Origin of the sequence: Azospirillum baldaniorum (assembly GCF_003119195.2) — a bacterium.
GTDB classification, from domain to species: domain Bacteria; phylum Pseudomonadota; class Alphaproteobacteria; order Azospirillales; family Azospirillaceae; genus Azospirillum; species Azospirillum baldaniorum.
Genome location: NZ_CP022253.1, coordinates 1,181,712 through 1,202,989, shown reverse-complemented (window position 1 = coordinate 1,202,989; position 21,278 = coordinate 1,181,712). Strand labels below are relative to the sequence as shown.

General features: G+C 69.0%; 17 protein-coding genes. 5 read left to right on the top strand and 12 right to left on the bottom strand.

Annotated features, from left to right (window positions below; genetic code table 11):
- Positions 1 to 51: 51 nt before the first annotated feature.
- Genes Sp245p_RS05555 through Sp245p_RS05545 form a run of 3 tightly spaced genes read left to right on the top strand, consistent with a single transcriptional unit; the run spans position 52 to position 3,349 of the window.
- Complete coding sequence (locus tag Sp245p_RS05555; RefSeq protein ID WP_014241079.1) at positions 52 to 1,893, top strand: ABC transporter permease; 1,842 nt, start codon at positions 52 to 54, stop codon at positions 1,891 to 1,893.
- On the top strand, positions 1,890 to 2,636 hold the full coding sequence (locus tag Sp245p_RS05550) for an ABC transporter ATP-binding protein (protein ID WP_014241080.1): 747 nt from the start codon (positions 1,890 to 1,892) through the stop codon (positions 2,634 to 2,636). The genes Sp245p_RS05555 and Sp245p_RS05550 overlap by 4 nt, the downstream gene beginning before the upstream one ends.
- Complete coding sequence (locus Sp245p_RS05545) at positions 2,633 to 3,349, top strand: ABC transporter ATP-binding protein (RefSeq protein WP_014241081.1); 717 nt, start codon at positions 2,633 to 2,635, stop codon at positions 3,347 to 3,349. Before Sp245p_RS05550 ends, Sp245p_RS05545 begins: the two co-directional genes overlap by 4 nt.
- Before the next feature lie 7 nt (positions 3,350 to 3,356).
- Here the strand turns inward: Sp245p_RS05545 and Sp245p_RS05540 are convergent, their stop codons facing one another.
- The gene (locus Sp245p_RS05540; protein WP_103041763.1) at positions 3,357 to 3,572 is read right to left on the bottom strand and encodes a hypothetical protein; all 216 of its coding nucleotides are present in this window, start codon (positions 3,570 to 3,572) and stop codon (positions 3,357 to 3,359) included.
- 106 nt (positions 3,573 to 3,678) lie between these two features.
- Positions 3,679 to 4,503, bottom strand: a complete 825-nt coding sequence (gene otsB / locus Sp245p_RS05535) for a trehalose-phosphatase (RefSeq protein ID WP_014241083.1) — start codon at positions 4,501 to 4,503, stop codon at positions 3,679 to 3,681.
- A 494-nt stretch (positions 4,504 to 4,997) separates the two neighbouring features.
- Here otsB and nagA point away from each other — a divergent pair, with 494 nt between their 5' ends.
- On the top strand, positions 4,998 to 6,185 hold the full coding sequence (gene nagA, locus Sp245p_RS05530) for an N-acetylglucosamine-6-phosphate deacetylase (RefSeq protein ID WP_014241084.1): 1,188 nt from the start codon (positions 4,998 to 5,000) through the stop codon (positions 6,183 to 6,185).
- Positions 6,186 to 6,430: 245 nt separating this feature from the next.
- Here nagA and Sp245p_RS05525 read toward each other — a convergent pair whose 3' ends face one another.
- Both Sp245p_RS05525 and Sp245p_RS05520 read right to left on the bottom strand, forming a co-directional pair.
- Positions 6,431 to 6,760 (bottom strand): hypothetical protein, encoded by a 330-nt coding sequence (locus Sp245p_RS05525; protein WP_129557155.1) that lies wholly within the window; start codon positions 6,758 to 6,760, stop codon positions 6,431 to 6,433.
- A 72-nt stretch (positions 6,761 to 6,832) separates the two neighbouring features.
- Positions 6,833 to 7,747 (bottom strand): ROK family protein, encoded by a 915-nt coding sequence (locus Sp245p_RS05520; RefSeq protein WP_014241087.1) that lies wholly within the window; start codon positions 7,745 to 7,747, stop codon positions 6,833 to 6,835.
- Positions 7,748 to 7,952: 205 nt separating this feature from the next.
- Between Sp245p_RS05520 and Sp245p_RS05515 the strand changes: the two genes are divergently transcribed.
- Positions 7,953 to 10,358, top strand: a complete 2,406-nt coding sequence (locus tag Sp245p_RS05515) for an ankyrin repeat domain-containing protein (protein WP_014241088.1) — start codon at positions 7,953 to 7,955, stop codon at positions 10,356 to 10,358.
- 94 nt (positions 10,359 to 10,452) lie between these two features.
- Here the strand turns inward: Sp245p_RS05515 and Sp245p_RS05510 are convergent, their stop codons facing one another.
- The 8 genes from Sp245p_RS05510 to Sp245p_RS05475 all read right to left on the bottom strand — a co-directional run bounded on the left by Sp245p_RS05510 (position 10,453) and on the right by Sp245p_RS05475 (position 21,175).
- The gene (locus Sp245p_RS05510) at positions 10,453 to 12,144 is read right to left on the bottom strand and encodes a methyl-accepting chemotaxis protein (RefSeq protein ID WP_041811170.1); all 1,692 of its coding nucleotides are present in this window, start codon (positions 12,142 to 12,144) and stop codon (positions 10,453 to 10,455) included.
- Positions 12,145 to 12,652: 508 nt separating this feature from the next.
- Positions 12,653 to 14,053, bottom strand: a complete 1,401-nt coding sequence (locus tag Sp245p_RS05505; protein ID WP_014241090.1) for a dipeptidase — start codon at positions 14,051 to 14,053, stop codon at positions 12,653 to 12,655.
- A gap of 183 nt (positions 14,054 to 14,236) precedes the next feature.
- Positions 14,237 to 14,932: an urea ABC transporter ATP-binding subunit UrtE gene (gene urtE / locus Sp245p_RS05500; RefSeq protein WP_014241091.1), complete on the bottom strand. Its 696-nt coding sequence runs from the start codon at positions 14,930 to 14,932 to the stop codon at positions 14,237 to 14,239.
- A 175-nt stretch (positions 14,933 to 15,107) separates the two neighbouring features.
- Entirely contained in the window at positions 15,108 to 15,854 is a 747-nt protein-coding gene (gene urtD / locus Sp245p_RS05495; protein WP_014241092.1) for an urea ABC transporter ATP-binding protein UrtD, read from the bottom strand.
- Positions 15,855 to 15,859: 5 nt separating this feature from the next.
- Positions 15,860 to 16,999, bottom strand: coding sequence for an urea ABC transporter permease subunit UrtC (gene urtC / locus Sp245p_RS05490; RefSeq protein ID WP_014241093.1), 1,140 nt, complete (start codon positions 16,997 to 16,999; stop codon positions 15,860 to 15,862).
- Between the two features lie 4 nt (positions 17,000 to 17,003).
- Positions 17,004 to 18,608 carry an urea ABC transporter permease subunit UrtB gene (gene urtB, locus Sp245p_RS05485; RefSeq protein ID WP_014241094.1) on the bottom strand — a complete coding sequence of 535 codons (1,605 nt, stop codon included), beginning with the start codon at positions 18,606 to 18,608 and terminating at the stop codon, positions 17,004 to 17,006.
- A 171-nt stretch (positions 18,609 to 18,779) separates the two neighbouring features.
- Positions 18,780 to 20,099, bottom strand: a complete 1,320-nt coding sequence (gene urtA / locus Sp245p_RS05480) for an urea ABC transporter substrate-binding protein (RefSeq protein WP_014241095.1) — start codon at positions 20,097 to 20,099, stop codon at positions 18,780 to 18,782.
- Between the two features lie 212 nt (positions 20,100 to 20,311).
- Positions 20,312 to 21,175 carry a sugar phosphate isomerase/epimerase family protein gene (locus Sp245p_RS05475; RefSeq protein WP_014241096.1) on the bottom strand — a complete coding sequence of 288 codons (864 nt, stop codon included), beginning with the start codon at positions 21,173 to 21,175 and terminating at the stop codon, positions 20,312 to 20,314.
- Positions 21,176 to 21,278: the final 103 nt, after the last annotated feature.

Sequence of the window (21,278 nt, the reverse complement as noted above, 5' to 3'; positions counted from 1 at the left end):
GGGCTAGGGAGGGGGCCAGCCCCCGCTCCCGCAGACTGCCGAAAAGAGCCGATGTCCTTCTACCTCGTGCAATTCCTCAGCGGCCTCGCCACGGCGGCGACGCTGTTCCTGGTGTCGTCCGGGCTGACCATCGTGTTCGGCGTGACGCGGATCGTGAATTTCGCGCACGGCTCCTTCTACATGCTCGGCGCCTATCTCGGCTGGATGCTGGTGGAGCGCTGGGGGAGCACGCCGCTGGGCTTCTGGGGCGCCGTGGCCGCCGCCTCGCTGGCGGTCGGGCTGCTCGGCGCGCTGATGGAGGTCGGGCTGCTGCGCCGCCTCTACCGCTCGCCGGAGCTGTTCCAGCTTCTCGCCACCTTCGGCGTGGTGCTGGTGGTGCAGGACGCCGCCTCCTGGATCTGGGGGTCGGAGGATCTGCTCGGCCGGCGGGCGCCGGGGCTGCGCGGCTCCGTGGACATCCTCGACCAGCCCTTCCCCCTCTACGACCTCGTGCTGATCGGGCTGGGGCCGCTGGTGCTGGGGCTGCTCTGGCTGCTGTTCAACCGCACGCGCTGGGGCACGCTGGTCCGCGCGGCGACCCAGGATCGCGACATGGCCTCGGCGCTCGGCGTCGATCCGGCGCGGCTGTTCACCGGGGTGCTGTTCCTGGGATCGGCGCTGGCCGGGCTCGGCGGCGCGCTCCAGGTCCCGCGCGAGGCGGTGAACCTGCACATGGACATGGCCATCGTGGTCGAGGCCTTCGTGGTCGTCGTGGTCGGCGGCATGGGCAGCCTGACCGGGGCCTTCGTCGCCTCGCTGCTGATCGGGCAGTTGCAGGCCTTCGGCATCCTGGTCTTCCCGCAGATCACGCTGGTCCTGGTCTTCCTGTTCATGGCGGTGGTGCTGGTCATCCGCCCCTACGGACTGCTCGGACGCGCCGAGGACGCGCCGCCCACCGCCGCCAGCCCCGGCCCGCCGCTGATCGCCGCGGCCGACGTCGCGCGCTGGGCGCCCGCCCTGCTGCTCGCCCTGCTGGCGACGGTGCCGCTGGTCGCCGGCGACTACGCGCTGATCGTGTTGACCGAGGTGGTGATCCTGGCGCTGCTGGCGGCCAGCCTGCATCTGCTGATCGGGCTGGGCGGCCTCGTCTCCTTCGGGCACGCCGCCTATTTCGGGCTCGGTGCCTACGGCGCGGCGCTGCTGGTCAAGCATTTCGCAGCACCCATGCCGCTGGCGCTGGCCGCCGCACCGCTGCTCGCCGGGCTGGGGGCGCTGGTTGCCGGCTGGTTCTGCGTGCGGCGGTCGGGCCTCTACTTCGCCATGCTCACGCTGGCCTTCGCGCAGATCGTCTGGTCGGTGACCTTCCAATGGTACGGGTTTACCGGGGGCGACAACGGCATCCTCGGCGTCTGGCCGCCGGACTGGGCGGCGGGCAAGGCGGCCTATTACTGGCTGACCCTGGCGATGGCCGGCGGCGCGCTGCTGCTGCTGCGCCGCGCCGCCTTCGCGCCCTTCGGCTACACGCTACGCGCCGGGCGCGATTCCGCGCTGCGCGCCGAATCGGTGGGCATCGACGTTCGCCGGCACCAGTGGCTGAGCTTCGCCCTGGCCGGCTCCGCCGCCGGGCTGGCCGGCGGTCTCTACGCCTTTTCCAAGGGCAGCGTCTTCCCCACCCTGATGGCCGTGCCGGTGTCGGTGGATGCCCTGGTCATGGTGCTGATGGGCGGCATCCAGACGCTGAGCGGCCCGGTGGTGGGTGCCGCCCTGTTCCACCTGCTGGAGACCGAGGCGATGAGCCGGACCGACTGGTGGCGGCTGGTCCTGGGCACCATTATCCTGGTGCTGGTTCTGGCCTTCCCCAAGGGCGTCGCCGGCTTCGTCCGCGACCTGTGGACCCGCGGGAGGGACGCATGAGCCGCCGCCTCGCCGTGGAGAATCTCCAGCGCGCCTTCGGCGGCGTGCAGGCGGTGCGCGGGGTGTCCTTCGCGCTGGACGCCGGGGAGGTGCTGGCGCTGATCGGTCCGAACGGCGCCGGCAAGACGACCTGCTTCAACCTGCTGAACGGCCAGCTGCGGCCCGACGCGGGCACGGTGCGGCTGGACGGGGTGGACATCGTCGGCCTGCCGCCGCGCCGCATCTGGCGGATGGGCGTCGGCCGCACCTTCCAGATCACCGCCACCTTCGCCTCGATGACGGTGCGCGAGAACGTGCAGATGGTCCTGCTCTCCGTCCACAGGCGCCTGTTCGGGCTGTGGACCCCGGCCGCCTCCGGGTTCCGCGACGAGGCGATGGCCCTGCTGGAGCGTGTCGGCATGGGCGCCCAGGCGGAGCGGCCCTGCGGCGTGCTGGCCTATGGCGACCTGAAGCGCGTCGAACTCGCCATGGCGCTGGCCGGCGACCCGAAAATCCTGCTGATGGACGAGCCGACCGCCGGCATGGCCCCCGGCGAGCGGCAGGAGCTGATGGCGCTGACCTCGTCCCTCGTCCGCGAGCGCGGCCTCGCCGTTCTGTTCACGGAGCATGACATGGACGTCGTGTTCGGCCACGCCACCCGCATCATCGTGCTCGACCGCGGCCAGCTGATCGCCGAGGGCACGCCCGACGCCGTGCGCGCCGACCCGCGGGTGCAGGCCGTCTATCTGGGAGGTGCGGCATGACCGGCCAGCCCCTTCTGAGCGTTCGCGGGCTTCAGGCCTGGTACGGACGCGCCCACATCCTGACCGGAGTCGATCTGGCGGTGGGCCGGGGCGAGGTGGTCGCCCTGATGGGCCGCAACGGCGCCGGCAAGACGACGACGATGAAGGCGATCATGGGCCTGCTCGACCGGCGCTCCGGCGCGGTGGCCTTCGACGGGCGCGAGGTCTCCAACCTGCCGCCGCACCGCATCGCGCGGCTCGGTCTCGGCTATGTGCCGGAGGACCGCCGCGTCTTCACCGACCTGACGGTGGAGGAGAATCTGGAGGTCGGCCGTCAGCCGCCCCGCGACGGTGCCCCCCACTGGACGCCGGAGCGACTCTACGCCCTCTTTCCCAACCTCGCCGAGATGCGGGGCCGCCGCGGCGGGCGGATGAGCGGCGGGGAGCAGCAGATGCTGACGCTCGCCCGCACGCTGATGGGCAACCCTTCGCTCCTGCTGCTCGACGAACCGTCGGAGGGGCTGGCCCCGCGCATCGTGCAGCAGATGGCCGACGCTCTGCGCGCCCTGAAGGCCGAGGGGCTGTCAATCCTCGTGTCGGAGCAGAATCTCGCCTTCGCCGCCGCGGTCGCCGACCGCGCGAGCGTCATCGAGAAGGGGCAGATCCGCTTCGAAGGTCCGATGCGGACGCTGCTGGAGGATGAAACGGTGCGCCGGGCCTATCTGGCAGTGTGAAGGCGGATCACACCAGCATGTCGAGGACGCGCTTGGTGTTGTCCTGCGCGGCCTGCATGACCTTGACGTTGGCGGCGAAGTCGGTCTGGGCCGAAGAGAGGCTGACCACCACCGCCGGATCAAGGTTGCCGGCGGCGAGCTGCGCCCCCGCCTCGTCGGCGCGGGACTGGGCGCCCTGAAGCCCCGCCAGGGCAGAGGCTTGGACGTCTTGCAGGGACGGCATTCGCGGTGCGCCGAGCGCGCCGATGTCCATGGCGGGACCCCTCGATTGATCGGCGACCATCCCACCCCTTTTTCGGCGGAAAAGCGATGGGGACCGGCGGACTGGTTCAGCCCTCCGCCAGCCAGACGGCCAGACGGTCGAGAAAGGCACCGGCTTCCGCGGGGTCCTTCAGGCTCCATCCGGCGGCGCTGGGGGCCGGCGGGTCCATGACGCGGATGCCGACTCCCCGCCCCTCTCCACACGCCGCCAGGGCGCGGAAGGCGTCCTCGTCCGTCTCGTCGTCGCCGAGGTAGAGCGGCAGCGTCTCCGGGCCCGCCAGCCCCAGGGTGTCGAGCAGCGACAGGACCGCCTTGCCCTTGTCCCAGGGGACGTTGGGCCGCAACTCGTGGATCTCCTTGCCACCGGTGACGCGCAGGTTCGGAAAGGCCGCTGCGACGTCCCGCACCGTGTCGCCGACCGACGCCTTGCGGTCCGGGACCACCCTGCGGGTGTGGATGGCGATGGCGAAGCGCTTGCGCTCGACCAGCGCGCCCTCGACGCCGTGCAGGTGCCGCAGCAGGTCCGCTTCGGCCGCGTCGAGGTCGCCCAGATACTCCTCGCCGATCTGGGTGCGCAGGCCGGGGCCGCGGATGTCGAAGCCGTGGCTGCCGGCGTAGATCAGGTCGTTGATCCCGACATGGCGGGCCACATCCTCCAGATCGCGCCCGCTGACCACCGCCACGGGGCACAGCCCGACCAGCCGCCGGATCACCGCGCGCACGGACTCGTCGAGAAGTGCCAGATCGGGCCGCTCCACGATGGGCGTCAGGGTCCCGTCATAGTCGAGGAAGACGGCGGGCCGCCGGTCGCCCAGCATCGCCACGAAAGCGTCGAACCGGACGAGCGCCGACGGCTTGCCTTCGGTGGAAGCGGGGGGCTGCTGGTCGGTCACTGGCGGCTCTCCTTCGTTGTCCGGGGCATCGTCGGTGGGCGCTGTCGCGCCGGCGCATGATCGGAACAACGGGAAAGCGCGCCATCAGGTCCGGATGCGTTAACCAACGATGTTATCGCGTCCGATACGATTGTGACTCTTCGGTCACAGCGACCCCGGAAAAAGCAACGGCCCCACACGGGGCCATTGCTTCGGGGTTTTCACCCACCTGAGATCTTTGTTAATTTTGCAGCGCAGCAAGAGATGGCTGCTTCGCCCTTCTTGGGCGTTTCCTCCCTAAACTCAGGCCGCTGTTCGTCAGCGGCCTTTTTTCTGCCAGAAACCTGTCCCTTCTGGCAATCCCTAACAAACACCATACCCCAACAAATCCGGCGGCATAATCCGCACAAAGCGAAGGGTTTTCCTCCCCACGACGCCCACTTGCGCCACAGGCCCCGCCGGGTTTTCCTGTCGGCCCACCGCCGATTCCCCGCCGCAGCCCATCGGGTGCCGAATTGAGCCATGAACACAGCCCCGCTGCCGACCGGCCGCTGACGGCGCTCGTCAACGCGACGCTCCACACCGGGGACTCGGTGCTGGCGGGTGCCGCCCTGCTGATCGACGGCCCGGCCATCGCCGCCATCGTTGCGCCCGAGGCGATTCCCCCGGAGGCCGCGGTGATCGATCTGGGCGGCGGCATCCTCGCCCCCGGCTTCATCGACCTTCAGGTGAATGGCGGTGGCGGCGCGCTGTTCAACGACACGCCCGACCTGCCGACGCTGCGCCGCATCGCCGAGGCGCACCGCCGCTTCGGCACCACCGGCCTGCTGCCCACCCTCATCACCGACTCGGCCGAAAAGCGCGCCGTCGCCGTCGCCGCGGTGCGCGCCGCGTTGGCGCAGGGAATGCCCGGCGTGCTCGGCATCCATCTGGAAGGCCCGCACATCGCGCCGGAACGCCGCGGCGTCCATGACGCGCGCTTCATCGCACCCCCCGACGCGGACGATCTCGCCCTGCTCGGCGGCCTCTCCGGCCTGCCGGCCCTGGTCACGCTGGCGCCGGAGGCGGTTCCGCCGGAGCCGATCCGCCGGCTCGCCGCCGCCGGCCTGCGCATCGCCGCTGGCCACAGCACCGCCACCTGGGCGCAGGCCAAGGCCGGCTTCGCCGCCGGCATCACCGGAGTGACCCACCTGTTCAACGCCATGAGCCCGCTCGGCTCCCGCGAGCCCGGCATGGTCGGGGCCGCGCTGGAGGACGATGCTGTCTGGTGCGGGATCATCGTCGATGGGCACCATGTCCATGACGCCTCCGTCCGTCTGGCCTGGAAGGCGAAGACCCCCGGCCGGCTGTTCCTGGTGACCGACGCGATGCCGCCGGTCGGCGCTCCCGAAGATCACCCGGCCGGCAATTTCCAGCTCTACGGCGAGGAGATCCGGGTGGAGGACGGGCGCTGCGTCACCGCCGACGGCACACTGGCCGGTTCCGCCCTGGACATGGCGACGGCGGTGCGCAACGCCGTGGAACGGGTCGGCATCCCGCTGGACGAGGCGCTGCGCATGGCCTCCGCCTACCCGGCCGATTTCATGGGCATGGCGGGACGGCGCGGCCGCATCCGGCCCGGCCTGGCCGCCGACCTCGTGCATCTCGACGAGAGGCTGCGGGTGAGGGCGACCTGGATCAGCGGCAAAATGGCCGTTCCGTGAAACACCCCCTGCACGCGCGCGCAAATCTGTCGTATAGAGGCCGCAGAATTTTGACCCTCATACGCAGCATCGAGGAGAGTTACCCATGGACATCGCCCTGATGGTTCTGGCCGTCGTGTTCTTCTTCTGGCAGACCGTTTCCGAGTGACCGGGGTCCGGACATCCGGACAAACGAAAGGGCGGCTCCCCGGTGGAGCCGCCCTTTCGCGTTTCCGAGCCATCAATTCGGCCGTCGGACGGCGCCTTCAATCGGCCAGCGCGCCGCCATGGATCTGCGGGTGTTCCAGCCGCGCATGGGCGGAGGCAACCAGCCTCAACGTCTCCATGATCGTTCCGATCGCCTCGTTCAGGTCGGCCCGGCCGGCCGGCATAGGCATTCCCGACAGGACCGATTCCAGGTCGTCGGCGGCGTCCTGCAGAAGGACACAGGCTTCCTCCAACTGACGTTTGACCATTACGCCGTTTGCAGGATGCGACGAAGGCGCCTTGTGCATATTGCGATAGGCATTTTGATTTGCAGTTTGCAGCGAAGACCCGCGCCGCCCCTTCTGAAATCCCGTGATGAAGCCGAACATGGGCCCTCTCCCTTCCGTGTCGGAGGGTATAGAGCAAAAGCCGCGCCAATTTCGAAACATCGGCTGAAGGGATCACTCCTTGGGCCAAAGCCACGCCGCGCCGCGCATACCGCTTTCGGCGCCATGGCGCGCCCGGAGGAAACGGGTGCGGGGGGCCGGGCTCAGCGCCCAGCGTCCCCACCGGGCCGGCACGGCCTCGTACAGCCCAGGCAGCTCCGACAGGCCGCCGCCGACCACCACCACGTCGGGGTCCAGCAGATTGACGACGGCGGCCAGCGCGCGGGCCAGCGCGTCGGCATGGCGGTCCAGCGTCGCCCGCGCCGGCGCGTCGCCGGACTGGGCGCGGGCGGCGATCTCCGGCGGGGTCAGCGTCTCCCCCGTCCGCCAGAGATGCAGGCGGGCCAGACCGGCGCCGCACAGCAGCGTTTCGATGCAGCCCTCCCGCCCGCAGCCGCAGGGCACGGGCGGGCCGTCCTCCGTCACCCGCCAGGGCAGCGGGTTGTGCCCCCACTCTCCGGCGAGCGCGTTGGCGCCGGGCAGGATGCGACGGTCCGCGACGATCCCGCCGCCGACCCCGGTGCCCAGGATGATCCCGAAGACCAGGGGCGCCCCGGCCGCGGCGCCGTCCATCGCCTCCGACAGGACGAAGGCGTTGGCGTCGTTGGCGATGCGCACCGGACGGTCCAGCGCCCGCGCCAGATCGGCGGCGAAGGGTCGCCCGTCCAGCCAGGGCAGGTTGACCGCGCGCACGGTGCCCGCGGCGGCGTCGACGATTCCCGGCAGGCACAGGCCGACCGTGGCGTCCCGGCGCCCCGCCCGCTCCTCAAGGGCCGCCACGGCGCCGGCCAGCGCCTGCAGCGTCTCCGCATAGCCGCGCGGCGTGTCGGCGCGGTGCCGCGCCCGCTCCGTCCCGTCGGGAGCCAGAAGGGTGGCGGCGATCTTGGTGCCGCCCAGATCGACGCCGATTCGCATCGGACCCATGCCCATGAGGGACTCCCAGCGCGGGTGGACAGTGAAGGGGGGTGGAAAAAGCAGTCCCCCCTATAGCGCAGCGCTCCGCCCGAATCAGCCATCCCGACGCGCGCCTCCTCCATAAGAGGTGGCGGTCCCGTCCCTTTGCACCGTCGCAGGACGACGGCGGACCACTAGAGTCAGGAGTGTCACTTCCATCAATTGGATTGCGCGCGCCCCCATGGACCGTTCCGCTCCGAAAGCCACGCCATCCTCGAATCGCTCTGCGGCGAAGGCGAAGCCCCAACCCCAGGCCGCCGGCCTGCGCCCCGACCAGACGGAGGTCTTCGACGGCCTTCTGCTGGCCCTGCTGGCGCGCAAGCGGCTGCTGGTGCTGGTCGGCGAGGCCGGGTCCGGACGGGCCGCGGTCTTCCACCAACTCGTCGAGCAGGTCGGCTCCGACGGGGCGCTGGTGCTTCCGGTCGCCGCCAGCGCCGGAGCGCAGGTGGAGGATCTGGTGTCCGCCGCCGGTGACGCCGCCCTGCCCTCCGACAACGACGACCGCGATTTCGACACGCTGATCGAGGAGCTGGAGGAGCGGCTCGACCTCGCCGGCACGGGCCTGCTGGCGGTGGAGAACGCCGGCGTCCTGGCCGCGCCGGTCCTGGCCGACCTGATCGACCTCACCCGCTCCGAAACGCCGAGCGGGCGTTTCCTCCAGGTTCTTCTCTGCGGCACGCCGGAGATGGAGCGGACCCTGGCCCGCCCCGGACTGGCCGAGGCGGTGCGCGAACTGGGCGTGATCTACCGCATGACGCCCGGCGCCGGCCCGTCCGTCGCGCCCACCGCCGCCATCCCCTCCGCCGGGCTCTCCACCGGGCCGGCTGCCGCCCCACCGCGCGCCGCGCCGCCGCCGCCGCGCCGGGCAGCGGAGCGCGACGCCAACGACTGGCCGGCCAACGATTGGGACGCGCCGGACGGCTGGACGATCCCGGAGACCGGCGGCCCGGCCGCCGATCTTCCGGTCAAGCGCCCGCGCCGCCGCGCGGCGCTGGCCGGAGCGGCGATCACCACACTGATCCTGCTGGGCGCCGCCGGAGCCGGCGTGACCCTGGCCGTTCCCGACGCCACGCCCGAACGGGCGCTCGATTACGCCCGCCAGGGCTGGCAGGACCTCCGCACCTTCGTGACGGAGCGGGTGCACAATCCTTTCGCGGATGAGCCCAGCCTGGGCAGCCGCGGTCCCGACACGCTGGCGCTCGCCCGGCCGCAGAACCCCTATCTTGCCTCGCTTCCCGCCGAGGCGGGTGTGCCGGTCGCCGGTCCATCGCCGACAGCCCCGACCAGGACGGACGCTCCGCCGCCCGCCGCACGCACTGTGGCCGCCCCTCCGGCCACGACGCCCACGCCGACGCCAGCTCCGACCCCGGTCGTCGCGGCGAGGCCCGAGCAGACGCCCGCCGCTCCGGCGGCCCAGGCCCCGAAGCCGCCGGCGGCCGATCCGCTGGCCGCGGAGCACACCCAACCGCCCAAGCCGCGGGCGACCGAATACCGCACGGAGCAGAGCGAAGGCCCGACCGGTTCCGCCACCCTGCCGCCGCTGGTCGATGAGCCGGCGCCCCAGATGGCCGCCCCGGCGATGCCGCAGCCCGCGGCGCCCACGGCGTCCACGCCTTTCTCGGCCAGCGACAACGGCCTGAACCCGCGCGTCCGCACCCTGGTCGATCAGGCCCGCCGGCAGATCGCCGCCAAGCTGCTGACCACGCCGCCGAACAACAACGCCTACGAGACGGTGTCGCGCCTGCGCGAGATCGCCCCGGCGACGCCGGAGATCCAGGAACTCCTGACGACCATGGAGGAGACCTACCGCCGCTGGGCCTCGCTGGCCGAGCGTGACGGCAACTGGGACGAGGCGCGGCGCTTCTACGAGCGCGCCCTGATCGTCGCCCCCAACACCGGCGACCTGCGCGACCGCATCAAGGCGGCCGGCGAAGGGCGCGTGCTTCCCGCCACGCCCACGGCTTCGGCGGCGCCCGGCACCCCTCCGGCGCCTCCGGCCACCGCCGAGGTGCGGCCCGGCCTGGACAGCCGTGACGGCGCCATCGCTCTGATGCGCCGCACCGACGAGCTGAAGCGCGCGCTCGACGGCGGCGCTGATCCGAACAAGCGGGTGGACAACGGCAAGACCCTGCTGATGCTGGCCTCCGAACAGGGGCTGACCGACGCGGTGCGGATGCTCATCGACCGCCGGGCCAAGACGGAGTTGCGCACCGCCGACGGCGCCACCGCGGTGATGTACGCCGCCTGGGGCGGGCACGAGGCGGTGATCCACGCGCTGGCCGCCGCCGGGGCCGAACTCGACGCCACCAACGACGACGGCAAGACCGCGCTGATGGCCGCCGCGGCCCGCGGCCATGAAGGGGTGGTGAAGATCCTGGTCGACCGCGGCGTGTCGGTGGACCGGGTGGCCAGCCACGGCTGGTCGGCCCTGATGTACGCCGCCAACAACGGCCACGACCGCGTGGCCCGGATGCTGGTGGAGCGCGGCGCCAACCCGTTCCGCATGGACACCGCCGGCAACTCCGCCCTCACCCTCGGCGCGCTGCAGGGCCACATGCAGGTGGTCGAGGCGCTGAAGCCGCACTGACCGGCAAGCCAAGCAAAAAACGGCGGGCGCCCCCAGGGACGCCCGCCGTTTTCGCATGTCGATCCTGCTGAACCCATTTCCGAGCCGTTGCCGTTCAGGCGGCTCTGATCTCCGCCAGGAAGCTCTCAATCTCCTTGCGCAGCGTTTCCGACTGGCGGGCCAGTTCGCCCGACGCGCTCATCACCTGACCGGCCGCCGCACCCGTCTCGCCTGCGGCCAGCGTGACCTCGGTGATGCTGCCGGAGACTTGGTGGGTGCCCGTCGCGGCCTCCTGGACGTTGCGGGAGATCTCGTTGGTCGCGGCGCCCTGCTCCTCAATGGCGGCGGCGATGGTTGTGGAGATCTCGTTGATCTGGCCGATGATGCCGCCGATGGCCGAGATGTCGCGCACCGCGCCGTCGGTCGCGCCCTGGATGGCGGCGATCTGGGCGGCGATCTCATCGGTCGCCTTGGCGGTCTGGGAGGCGAGATGCTTCACCTCGCCGGCGACGACGGCGAAGCCCTTGCCGGCCTCGCCCGCCCGCGCCGCCTCGATGGTCGCGTTCAGGGCCAGCAGGTTGGTCTGGCTGGCGATGTTGGTGATGAGGCTGACCACCTCGCCGATCTTCTGCGCGGCCTCGACCAGACCGCGCACCGTCTCGTTGGTGCGGGTCGCCTGCTCCACCGCCTGCCCGGCAATCTGCGAGGAGCGCGACACCTGGGTCGCGATCTCGCGGATGGAACTGGCCATCTCCTCCGTGGCCGAGGCGACGGTCTGGACGTTGGCGCTGGTCTGCTCCGCCGCCGCCTGGACGGCGGTTGCCTGGATGTTGGTCCGTTCGGCCATGGAGGTCATGCTGTGGGCGGTGGCGTCCAGTTCGGACGCGGCGGCCGCCACCGTGCGCAGGGAGGCCGCAGAGGAATCCCCGAAGCGGCTCACCAGCCGTTCCACGGCTTCCGCCCGGCGCTGCTTGGACGCCTGTTCCGCTGTCTGGGCGGCGGCCAGCCGGTCCGCCTCGATCAGGCCGTCCTTGAAGACTTGCACCGCGCGGGCCATGGCGCCCAGCTCGTCCTTGCGCTGCGCACCGTCCACGGCGACCGTCAGCTCGCGCCCCGCCAGCCGGTTCATCACCCCGGTAAGCTGCTGGATCGGCTTGGAGACGCCGGCGATGATCACCAATCCCATCACGGCGCCGAGAAGGGTCACGATGGCGATGGCGATGATGAGCAGCATCCTGCTCGACGCGTAGATCGCCTCGCCATGGTCGGCGGCGATGCGGCCATTGCGGATGTTGAATTCGGACAGTTCACGCATGAGTGTCTGGGCCTTGCGGAACTCGACCCTCGAATCCCCGCGATAAAGCTCGGTCGCTTCACTGTCGCGATTGGCGCGTGACAAAGGGAGAAGCTTCTGGTTGCTCAGATTTTGATAACGCTCCCAGTGTTCCATGAGCTTCTGGAACGTCTCCATCTCGAAACCGGGAGTCAGCATGCCTTTATAGTTGCGGGCGGCGTCCTGAAAATTCTCCAGAGCCGACCGCAAGCTCTTCTCCTCCTCGGCCTTCTGAGCAGGATCGGAAACCAGAATGTGGGCGGATTCCAGAATCCGGTAAAACTCGAAATAATCGGTGAGCCGGGAAATCTGGCCAACACTCGGCAGCCAGTTGTCGCGGATGTCCTTTCCCGCGTCATTCACCGTCGAAATACGGTCGATGCTGAAAAGACCCAAACCGATGATGAACATGACAAGTATGGAAAACGAAGAGGCGATCTTCGTTTTTATCGTTATATTCGAGAGAACAGACATCCGATACTCCCTCCACGGATTCACAGGACGATCAGCGCGACACCTTGTGCAGCAAGCTTGTTTTGATTGTTTTTTCTAAGAAGCGAAAAGCACTACCAGTGATGGCACACGCGACCCCAACAGGCCTTCAAGTCACGCAAGATCTTCCCAACGCGTAAGCACACAGGCTACACGCTTGATTTCGACAACAGGTGATTGATGATGTTTTATCCGGAGAATACAGCCTTCAGGAACTTGCCAGTGCAAGCCGATGTCAATCTGGATTGCGTCCAGTACGACTGTTATCTCATGAAATAAGTAAATCAGCTATTAAAGCGCCATGAAAGCTGCGGTCTTTTTTATTTTCATTTATTATTTTGGTGCTTTTGCAAAGTTTCCCACTTGAGAAACATTTGTTTCGCCGGAGGAGATTACAGAACTCCAGCGGATGCCCAAGGCGCAAAAAAGCCCGCGGGCGCGTGATGCGCAACCGCGGGCTGAACCACGAAAAATTGCGGACCGGGACGGATCAGAGAGCGGCGAAGCGCGCCAGCATGGCCGCGTGCGAGCGGATTCCGTTGTGCAGGCACTTCACCTCGAACTTCTCGTTGGGCGAATGGATGCGGTCATCCTCCAGCCCGAAGCCGACGAAGATCGAATCGAAGCCCAGCGCCTGCCGGATGTAGCCGCCGACCGGGATCGAACCGCCGCTGCCGACCAGCGCCGGCTTGTTGGCGAAGACGTCGCCCAGCCCCGCCATGGCGGCGCGCAGATAGGGGCTGTCGGTCGGCACCTGGACGCCCGGCGAGCGGCCGAACACCTTGATCTCCCACCGCCCGTCGGCCGGTGTGCGCTCCTCCAGGAAGCTCCGGATGCCGGCCAGGATCTTCTCCGGGTCCTGCGCCGGCACGAGGCGGCAGGACAGCTTGGCCGACGCCTTGGAAGCGATGACCGTCTTGGAGCCCTCCCCGGTGTAACCGCCCCAGATGCCGTTGATGTCGCAGGTCGGGCGCGACCACAGCCGCTCCAGCGCGCTGCGCCCGGCCTCGCCCGCCGGGGTCTTCAGCCCCACGCCGGCCAGGAAGGCGCTCTCGTCGAAGCCGAGGTCGCGCCACATCGCTTTTTCCTCGCCCGTCGGCTCGGCCACGTCGTCGTAGAAGCCGGGGAAGCGGACGCGGCCATCCTCGTCGTGGATCTGGCCGAGGATGCGGGTCAGCGCGTTGATCGGGTTCAGCACCGCACCGCCGAACATGCCGGAATGCAGGTCGTGGCTCGGCCCATGCAGCGTCGCCTCGACGTAGAGCAGGCCGCGCAGCCGCGTGGTGATGGCCGGGGTGTCGATGTTCCAGGCGTTGGTGTCGGTGATGACGCAGACGTCGGCCTTCAGTTCCTCCGCGTTGGCCTTCAGGAAGGGCAGCAGGTTCGGGCTGCCGGTCTCCTCCTCGCCCTCCAGCAGGACGGTCACGCGGATGGGCAGGGTGCCGTGCACGGCGTGCCAGGCACGGAACGCCTCGATGAAGGTCATCACCTGACCCTTGTCGTCCACCGCGCCGCGGGCGACGATGCGGCGGCCATGCTCGGCCTCGACGATGGCCGGTTCGAAGGGCGGGCTGTTCCACAGCTCCAGCGGCTCCGCCGGCTGCACGTCGTAATGGCCATAATAGAGGATGTGAGGCACATCGGAACCGCCCGGCCCCGGATGGTGGGCGACGACCGCGGGATGGCCGGCCGTCTCGCGCACGGAGGCGTCGAAGCCCAGCCCGCTCAGCTCGCGCACCAGCCAATCCGCGGCGCGGCGCACGTCGCCCTTGTAGGCGGGGTCGGTGCTGACGCTGGGGATGCGCAGCAGGTCGCAGAGGCGGCCAAGGGAGTCTTCGAAACTGCGGTCAACCTGCTGGAGAACGGGGTCGGCTGACAGGACGCTCGACATTCGGAACTGCCTTCGGTGTGAATGACTGGCACCGATGGTAGCGCATCGCGGTTCCGCGCCAAGCTCCACAAAGCGCAGGGGTGCCATCCTCGCGACGGCGGCGTTCCCGGTTCCCGCCACGGGAAGCACAGGATGGCGGGACCCGGCTCCGCCTTCGCGAGGATACCCCCGGACGCAGGCGGGTCAGACGGTGAGATACCGCCGGACCTCGCTCTCCTCCAGCCCGTCGCGGCTTCCCGCCAGCATGACCTCGCCGCGCTCCATCACCGCCCAATCGTCGGCCAGATCGCGGGCGAACTCGAAATACTGCTCCACCAGCAGGATCGCCATCGTGCCCTTGTCGCGCAGGTAGGCGATGGCCCGCCCGATGTCCTTGATGATGGAGGGCTGGATGCCCTCGGTCGGCTCGTCCAGCACCAGCAGCCGGGGCCGCGTCACCAGCGCCCGCCCGATGGCGAGCTGCTGCTGCTGCCCGCCCGACAGGTCGCCGCCGCGCCGGTCCAGCATGGACTTCAGCACCGGGAACAGTTCGAACACCTCGTCGGGGATCGAGCGGTCGGCGCGCTTCAGCGGCGCGTAGCCGGTCAGCAGGTTCTCCCGCACCGTCAGCAACGGGAAGATCTCGCGCCCCTGCGGCACATAGGCGATGCCGCGCCGCGCCCGTTCCGACGGGGCAAGCTTGGTGATGTCGCCGCCGTCCCAGGCGATGGTGCCGCCGGTCACCGGCTTCAGCCCGACGATGGCGCGCAGCAGCGAGGACTTGCCGACGCCGTTGCGCCCCAGCAGGCAGGTGACCTTTCCCACCTCCGCCGTCAGCGACACGCCGCGCAGCGCCTGCGCCGCGCCGTAATGGAGATCGACAGACCGTACGTCGAGCATGAAACTTCCTCTGATCCAAAACCCCTCTCCCGCCCCGGGAGAGGGAGGGATCCATGCGCAAGCATGGGAGGGTGAGGGTGCCGCCAGGAACAGTGCATCAATCCTTGGCGATACCCTCACCCGCCCGCTGCGCGGGCCCCCTCTCCCGGGACGGGAGAGGGATTGTCGTTCGCGGTCACCGGCCCAGATAGACGTCGATGACCTGCTTGTTGGCGCTCACCGTGTCGAGCGAGCCCTCGGCCAGCACCGAGCCCTCGTGCAGCACCGTGACCTTCACGCCCAGTTCGCGGACGAAGACCATGTCGTGCTCCACGACGATCACCGAATGCTTGCCGGCGATGTCCTTCAGCAGGTGGGCGGTCTGCTCCGTCTCGGCGTCGGTCATGCCGGCCACCGGCTCGTCGACCAGCAGCAGCTTCGGGTCCTGGGCCAGCAGCATGCCGATCTCCAGCCACTGCTTCTCGCCATGCGACAGGCTGCCGGCCGGGCGGTCGCGCCGGGGCGACAGGCGGGTGATGTCGAGGATCTCCTCGATCCGCGCCCGGTCCTCCTTCGTGGCCGAATAGGTCAGCGTCTTCAGCGGGCGGCGCGGCGCCTTCAGCGACAGTTCCAGATTGTCCCAGACCGTGTGCATCTCGAACACGGTGGGGCGCTGGAACTTGCGGCCGATGCCCAGGTTGGCGATGGCCGGCTCGCGCAGGCTGGTCAGGTCGGTGCGGCCCTCGAACAGGATGGTGCCGGTGTCGGGACGGGTCTTGCCGGTGATGACGTCCATCATCGTCGTCTTGCCGGCGCCGTTCGGCCCGATGATCGCCCGCATCTCCCCCGGTTCGATGACCAGCGACAGGCTGTTCAGCGCCCGGAACCCGTCGAAGCTGACCGACACGCCGTCCAGATACAGCAGGGTGTCCTCGGTGCTCATCTCTCTCAGACTCCCTTCTGGTCCACCGGCTTGGCGGTGACCGTGGCGCGCGCCGGCAGCCGGTCGCGGAGCTGCGCCGCCAGACCGAGGATGCCCCTGGGCAGGAACAGGGTGACCAGGACGAACAGGCCGCCCAGCGCGAACAGCCACAGCTCCGGCAACGCCGCCGTGAAGTAGCTCTTGCCGAAATTCACCAGCACCGCGCCCAGCACCGGCCCGGCCAGCGTGCCGCGCCCGCCGACGGCGACCCAGATCACCGCCTCGATGCTGCTGGCGGGGGAGAATTCCGATGGGTTGATGATGCCCACCTGCGGCACGTAGAGCGCGCCCGCCACGCCGGCCATGCAGGCCGACAGCGTCCAGGCGAACAGCTTGTAGCGGTCGGTCTCGTAGCCCAGGAAGCGCACCCGGCTTTCGGCGTCGCGCACGGCGATCAGCACCTTGCCCAGCTTGGACGCCACCACGGCCGAGGCCAGGATGTAGCCGGCCGCCAACGCCACCACCGTCGCCACGAACAGCCCGACGCGGGTCGAGGCGGACTGGATGTCGAAGCCCAGGATCTCCTTGAAGTCGGTCAGGCCGTTGTTGCCGCCGAAGCCCATGTCGTTGCGGAAGAAGGCCAGCATCAGCGCGAAGGTCAGCGCCTGGGTGATGATCGACAGATAGACGCCGGTGACGCGCGAGCGGAAGGCGAACCAGCCGAAGGCGAAGGCGAGCAGGCCCGGCACCAGCATCACCATGATCGCGGCGAACCAGAACTGGTCGAAGCCGTGCCAGTACCAGGGCAGCTCCGTCCAGTTCAGGAAGACCATGAAGTCCGGCAGGTCGGCGTTGCCGTACATGCCGCGCGAGCCGATCTGTCGCATCAGGTACATGCCCATGGCGTAGCCGCCGAGCGTGAAGAAGGCGGCGTGCCCCAGCGACAGGATGCCGACGAAGCCCCAGACGAGGTCAAGCGACAGCGCCAGCAGGGCGAAGCACAGATACTTGCCGAGCAGCGCCACCGTGTGGGTGGAGAGGTGCCAGGGCGAGTCCGGGGCGGTGCCCAGCGCCATGACCGGCACCGCCACGGCCAGCACCGCCAGGACGGTCAGCAGCACGCCGGCCTTCTTGTCGAGGCCCATCAGGAAGAAACGGGTCAGCATCGGATCAGGCCTCCACCGCCCGGCCCTTCAGCGCGAACAGGCCGCGCGGACGCCGTTGGATGAACAGGATGATGAAGATCAGCACCAGGATCTTGCCCAGCACCGCGCCCGCGTAGGGCTCCAGGAACTTGTTGACGCCGCCGAGCGCCAGCGCGCCGACCAGCGTGCCCCACAGGTTGCCCACCCCGCCGAACACCACGACCATGAAGCTGTCGATGATGTAGCCCTGGCCCAGGTTGGGGCTGACGTTGTCGATCTGGCTCAGCGCCACCCCGGCCAGCCCGGCGATGCCGGAGCCGAGCCCGAAGGTCAGCGCGTCCACCCGCGCGGTGCGGATGCCCATGGCGTTGGCCATGCTGCGGTTCTGGGTGACGGCGCGGATGCTCAGCCCGAACCACGTCTTGCGCAGCGCCACCAGCAGCGCGCCGAAGACGAGGAAGGCAAAGACGACGATCCACAGCCGCCCGTAGGTGATGGTCAGCCCGCCCAGCTCGAAGGCACCGGACATCCAGGAGGGCGCGCCGACCTCGCGGTTCGTCGGCCCGAAGATGGAGCGCACCGCCTGCTGGAGCGCCAGCGACAGGCCCCAGGTCGCCAGCAGCGTTTCCAGCGGGCGCCCGTAGAGCCAGCGGATCACGCTGCGCTCGATGGCGACGCCGACCGCGCCGGAGACCAGGAAGGCGACGGGCAGCGCCACCAGGATCGAGAAATCGAACAGACCCGGCGCCCACTGGCGGAAGGCCTCCTGCACCAGGAAGGTGGCGTAGGCGCCGATCATCACCATCTCGCCATGCGCCATGTTGATGACGCCCATGACGCCGAAGGTGACCGCCAGCCCGATCGCCGCCAGCAACAGCACCGAGCCGAGCGACAGGCCGTACCACAGGTTCTGCGCGGCACCCCACAGGGCGAGCCGCTGCTCGACGGACGCGATGGCCTTCGTCGCGGCGTCCTTCGCCGCGTCGCTTCCCGTGTTGGCAGCGCCGTTCAGCAGGGCCCGCGCGTCCTGGTCGCCGCGCTCCTGAAGCACCGCGACGGCGGCGATCTTGTCGGCATCGGGCGCGTCCCCGGCCAGCAGGACGGAGGCCCGCGCCTGGGTCATCGCGCGACGGACGCGTTCGTCGGTTTCCTTGGCCAGCGCCGTGTTGAGCGCGTCCAGCGCGTTGGCGTCGCGGCTCTTGAACACCGCCTCGGCGGCCTGCCGGCGCGTGTTGGCGTCGGGGCTCATCAGGGTGAGCGCGCCGAGCGTCGCGCTGATCGTGCGGCGCAGAGCGTTGTTGATGCGGATTTTCTCGACCGCGTTGCGGTCCGCCTCGCCCAATGCGGCGCCGGTCAGCGGGTCGGTCAGGGCGTAGCCGCTGCCGGCGCGCTTGGCGACGACCACGGCACCGTCCGATTTGCGGACGTGCAGGTCGCCGGCCTGGAGGGCCTCGATCACCGGCACGACGGCGGGATCGCCCGTCTCGGCCAGCCCGGCGATGGCCTTTTCGGTCTCTGTGTAGCTGCCGGCGCCCAAACCGCGGACCAGCGGTGCCAGATCGGCGGCGAAGGCGGACGGTGCGGCCAGCGCCAGAAACGCGGCCAGCAGCCAGCAGAATGCGCGGTGCATCGCGGTTCCTGTGATGTGTCGGAAGGCAATTTTTCGAGAAGGGCGTTGCCCCCACCCCGGCCCTCCCCCGCTTTGCAGAGGAGGGAGAATGATCCCCTCCCCTGCGAAGCGGGGGAGGGTTAGGGAGGGGGCATCACGCAGTCGTACGTTTACTCAGACTTCAGACGGTCCTCACGACCCCTTGCCGCCGCACTTGCCGGTCTTCACGTTGAAGTTGCCGCAGGACATCGGGGCGCGCCAATCGGAGATCAGATCCTTGCTGTCCGGCAGGAAGTCCGACCACTCGTCGCCGGCCACGAGGCCCGGCGTCTTGGAGACGGTCTCGAACTGGCCGTTCTCCTGCACCTCGCCGATCAGCACCGGCTTGGTGATGTGGTGGTTCGGCAGCATGGCCGAATAGCCGCCGGTCAGGTTCGGCACGGCGACGCCGACGAGGCTGTCGATCACCGCGTTGCTGTCGGTGGTGCCGGCCTTCTCGACCGCCTTCACCCACATGTTGAAGCCGATGTAGTGGGCTTCCATCGGGTCGTTGGTGACGCGCTTGTCGTTCTTGGTGAAGGCCTGCCACTTCTTGATGAAGTCGCTGTTCTCCGGCGTGTCCACCGACATAAAGTAGTTCCAGGCGGCGAGATGGCCGACCAGCGGCTTGGTGTCGATGCCGGCCAGCTCCTCCTCACCCACGGAGAAGGCGACCACAGGGATGTCCTGCGCCTTGACGCCCTGGTTGCCCAGCTCCTTGTAGAAGGGGACGTTGGCGTCGCCGTTGATGGTCGAGACCACCGCGGTCTTCTTGCCGGCGGAACCGAACTTCTTGATGTCGGCGACGATGTTCTGCCAGTCGGCATGGCCGAACGGGGTGTAGTTGATCATGATGTCCTCGGACTTCACGCCCTTGGACTTCAGGTAGGTTTCCAGGATCTTGTTGGTCGTGCGCGGGTAGACGTAGTCGGTGCCGGCCAGCACCCAGCGCTGCACGCCTTCCGTCGCCGCCAGATAGTCGACGGCGGGGATCGCCTGCTGGTTCGGGGCGGCGCCGGTGTAGAAGACGTTGCGCGAGGACTCCTCGCCCTCATACTGCACCGGGTAGAACAGGATGCTGTTCAGCTCCTCGAACACCGGCAGGACGGACTTGCGGCTGACCGAGGTCCAGCAGCCGAACACCGCGGCCACCTTGTCCTTGCTGACCAGCTCGCGCGCCTTCTCGGCGAACAGGGGCCAGTTGGAGGCGGGATCGACGACGACCGGCTCCAGCTTCTTGCCGAGAACGCCGCCCTTCTTGTTCTGCTCTTCGATGAGCATCAGCATGACGTCCTTCAGCGTGGTCTCGCTGATCGCCATGGTGCCCGACAGGGAATGGAGGATGCCGACCTTGATGGTGTCCTGGGCCGACGCCGGGGCGGCGAAGCCCGCGGCGAACGTGACGGCAAGACCCGCGGCCGCCGCAAGGGTGCGACCGGTCTTGAAGCCCGACTGGAACCCCGTCTTCAACATTGTGAATACCCCCCGTTCTTTGGTCTGGCGCCCGCCTCAGGCGCCCGGAGGTGTCCTTCGCAAATGTGATGCCACAACGGGTTCTCAGGACGGCGGTTCAGGGAATCCGCAGCGATTCACAGCCCAGCATTCGCTTACGAATTATGCATGCCGTTGTTTTATGCTCAAATTTTGCTCATTTCCGCCAGAATGACTGCTTTTTAGGCGTCACCTCACACCGAAGACCGATGCCGTTCAACACAGACCGACAGCACCTCATCCAAAGGTCGTGCCCACCAGCGGCGCGAGAATATCTCGACCTCGGAATAGCCTTGGAAACCAACGGCTTCCACCCAGCCACGAATCATCGGTACATCAATCATTCCATCGCCCATCATGCCGCGATCCTCCAGCAGGTCGGCGGTCGGCACCAGCCAATCGCACACATGGAAGGCACACAGGCGATTCCGGCCCGCCCGGCGGATCTGCGCCTCCAGTTCCGGGTCCCACCAGACATGATAGACGTCCAACGCCACGCCCAGCGCGCCGGTTCCCTGCGGGTCCAGCCGGTCGCAGAGGTCGAGCGCGTGGCGCATCGTGTTCACGCAGGCGCGGTCGGCGGCGTACATCGGGTGCAGCGGCTCGATGGCGAGCGGCATCCCGGCGCCGCGGGCGTGCTCCAGCAGTTCGGCGATGCCGTCCTCCACCTGGGCGCGGGCCAGCGCGATGTCCTTGGACGGGGGGGAGCCGGGGCGGGAGAATTGCGGCAGCCCGCCGACCACCAGCACAAGGCAAGGGGCGCCCAGCGCCACCGCCTCGTCCACCGCGCGGCGGTTGTCGTCGCGCACCTCGGCTCGGCGGTCGGGATCGGCGGGGAACATGCCGCCGCGGCAGTAGCCGGACAGTTCCAGCCCCAGTTCCTTCACGGCCCGCGCGGCGCGGTCCAGCCCCACCGCGGCCACCTGATCCCGCCAGGGGGAGACGGCGCGGATGCCGTGGCGGGCGCAGGCGTCGAAGATCTGCAGCAGGTCGCCCTGCTTGCGCACCGTGGCCGTGTTGATGGACAGCCAGCGATGATCGCCGGAGAAGTCGCGCATGATCGTGGTCCTTTTCGTTCTCGCCCCCTCTCCCCTCTGGGGAGAGGGCTGGGGTGAGGGGGTCCCGCGATGCCTGAGCGTACGTGGTCCCCGAGAACCCCCT

Coding starts and splice junctions, on each gene's coding strand:
- Sp245p_RS05555 (WP_014241079.1), top strand. CDS start 52: ATGTCCTTCTACCTCGTGCAATTCCTCAGCGGCCTCGCCACGGCGGCG.
- Sp245p_RS05550 (WP_014241080.1), top strand. CDS start 1,890: ATGAGCCGCCGCCTCGCCGTGGAGAATCTCCAGCGCGCCTTCGGCGGC.
- Sp245p_RS05545 (WP_014241081.1), top strand. CDS start 2,633: ATGACCGGCCAGCCCCTTCTGAGCGTTCGCGGGCTTCAGGCCTGGTAC.
- Sp245p_RS05540 (WP_103041763.1), bottom strand. CDS start 3,572: ATGCCGTCCCTGCAAGACGTCCAAGCCTCTGCCCTGGCGGGGCTTCAG.
- Sp245p_RS05525 (WP_129557155.1), bottom strand. CDS start 6,760: ATGTTCGGCTTCATCACGGGATTTCAGAAGGGGCGGCGCGGGTCTTCG.
- Sp245p_RS05520 (WP_014241087.1), bottom strand. CDS start 7,747: ATGGGCATGGGTCCGATGCGAATCGGCGTCGATCTGGGCGGCACCAAG.
- Sp245p_RS05515 (WP_014241088.1), top strand. CDS start 7,953: ATGGACCGTTCCGCTCCGAAAGCCACGCCATCCTCGAATCGCTCTGCG.
- Sp245p_RS05510 (WP_041811170.1), bottom strand. CDS start 12,144: ATGTCTGTTCTCTCGAATATAACGATAAAAACGAAGATCGCCTCTTCG.
- Sp245p_RS05505 (WP_014241090.1), bottom strand. CDS start 14,053: ATGTCGAGCGTCCTGTCAGCCGACCCCGTTCTCCAGCAGGTTGACCGC.
- urtE (WP_014241091.1), bottom strand. CDS start 14,932: ATGCTCGACGTACGGTCTGTCGATCTCCATTACGGCGCGGCGCAGGCG.
- urtD (WP_014241092.1), bottom strand. CDS start 15,854: ATGAGCACCGAGGACACCCTGCTGTATCTGGACGGCGTGTCGGTCAGC.
- urtC (WP_014241093.1), bottom strand. CDS start 16,999: ATGCTGACCCGTTTCTTCCTGATGGGCCTCGACAAGAAGGCCGGCGTG.
- urtB (WP_014241094.1), bottom strand. CDS start 18,608: ATGCACCGCGCATTCTGCTGGCTGCTGGCCGCGTTTCTGGCGCTGGCC.
- urtA (WP_014241095.1), bottom strand. CDS start 20,099: ATGTTGAAGACGGGGTTCCAGTCGGGCTTCAAGACCGGTCGCACCCTT.
- Sp245p_RS05475 (WP_014241096.1), bottom strand. CDS start 21,175: ATGCGCGACTTCTCCGGCGATCATCGCTGGCTGTCCATCAACACGGCC.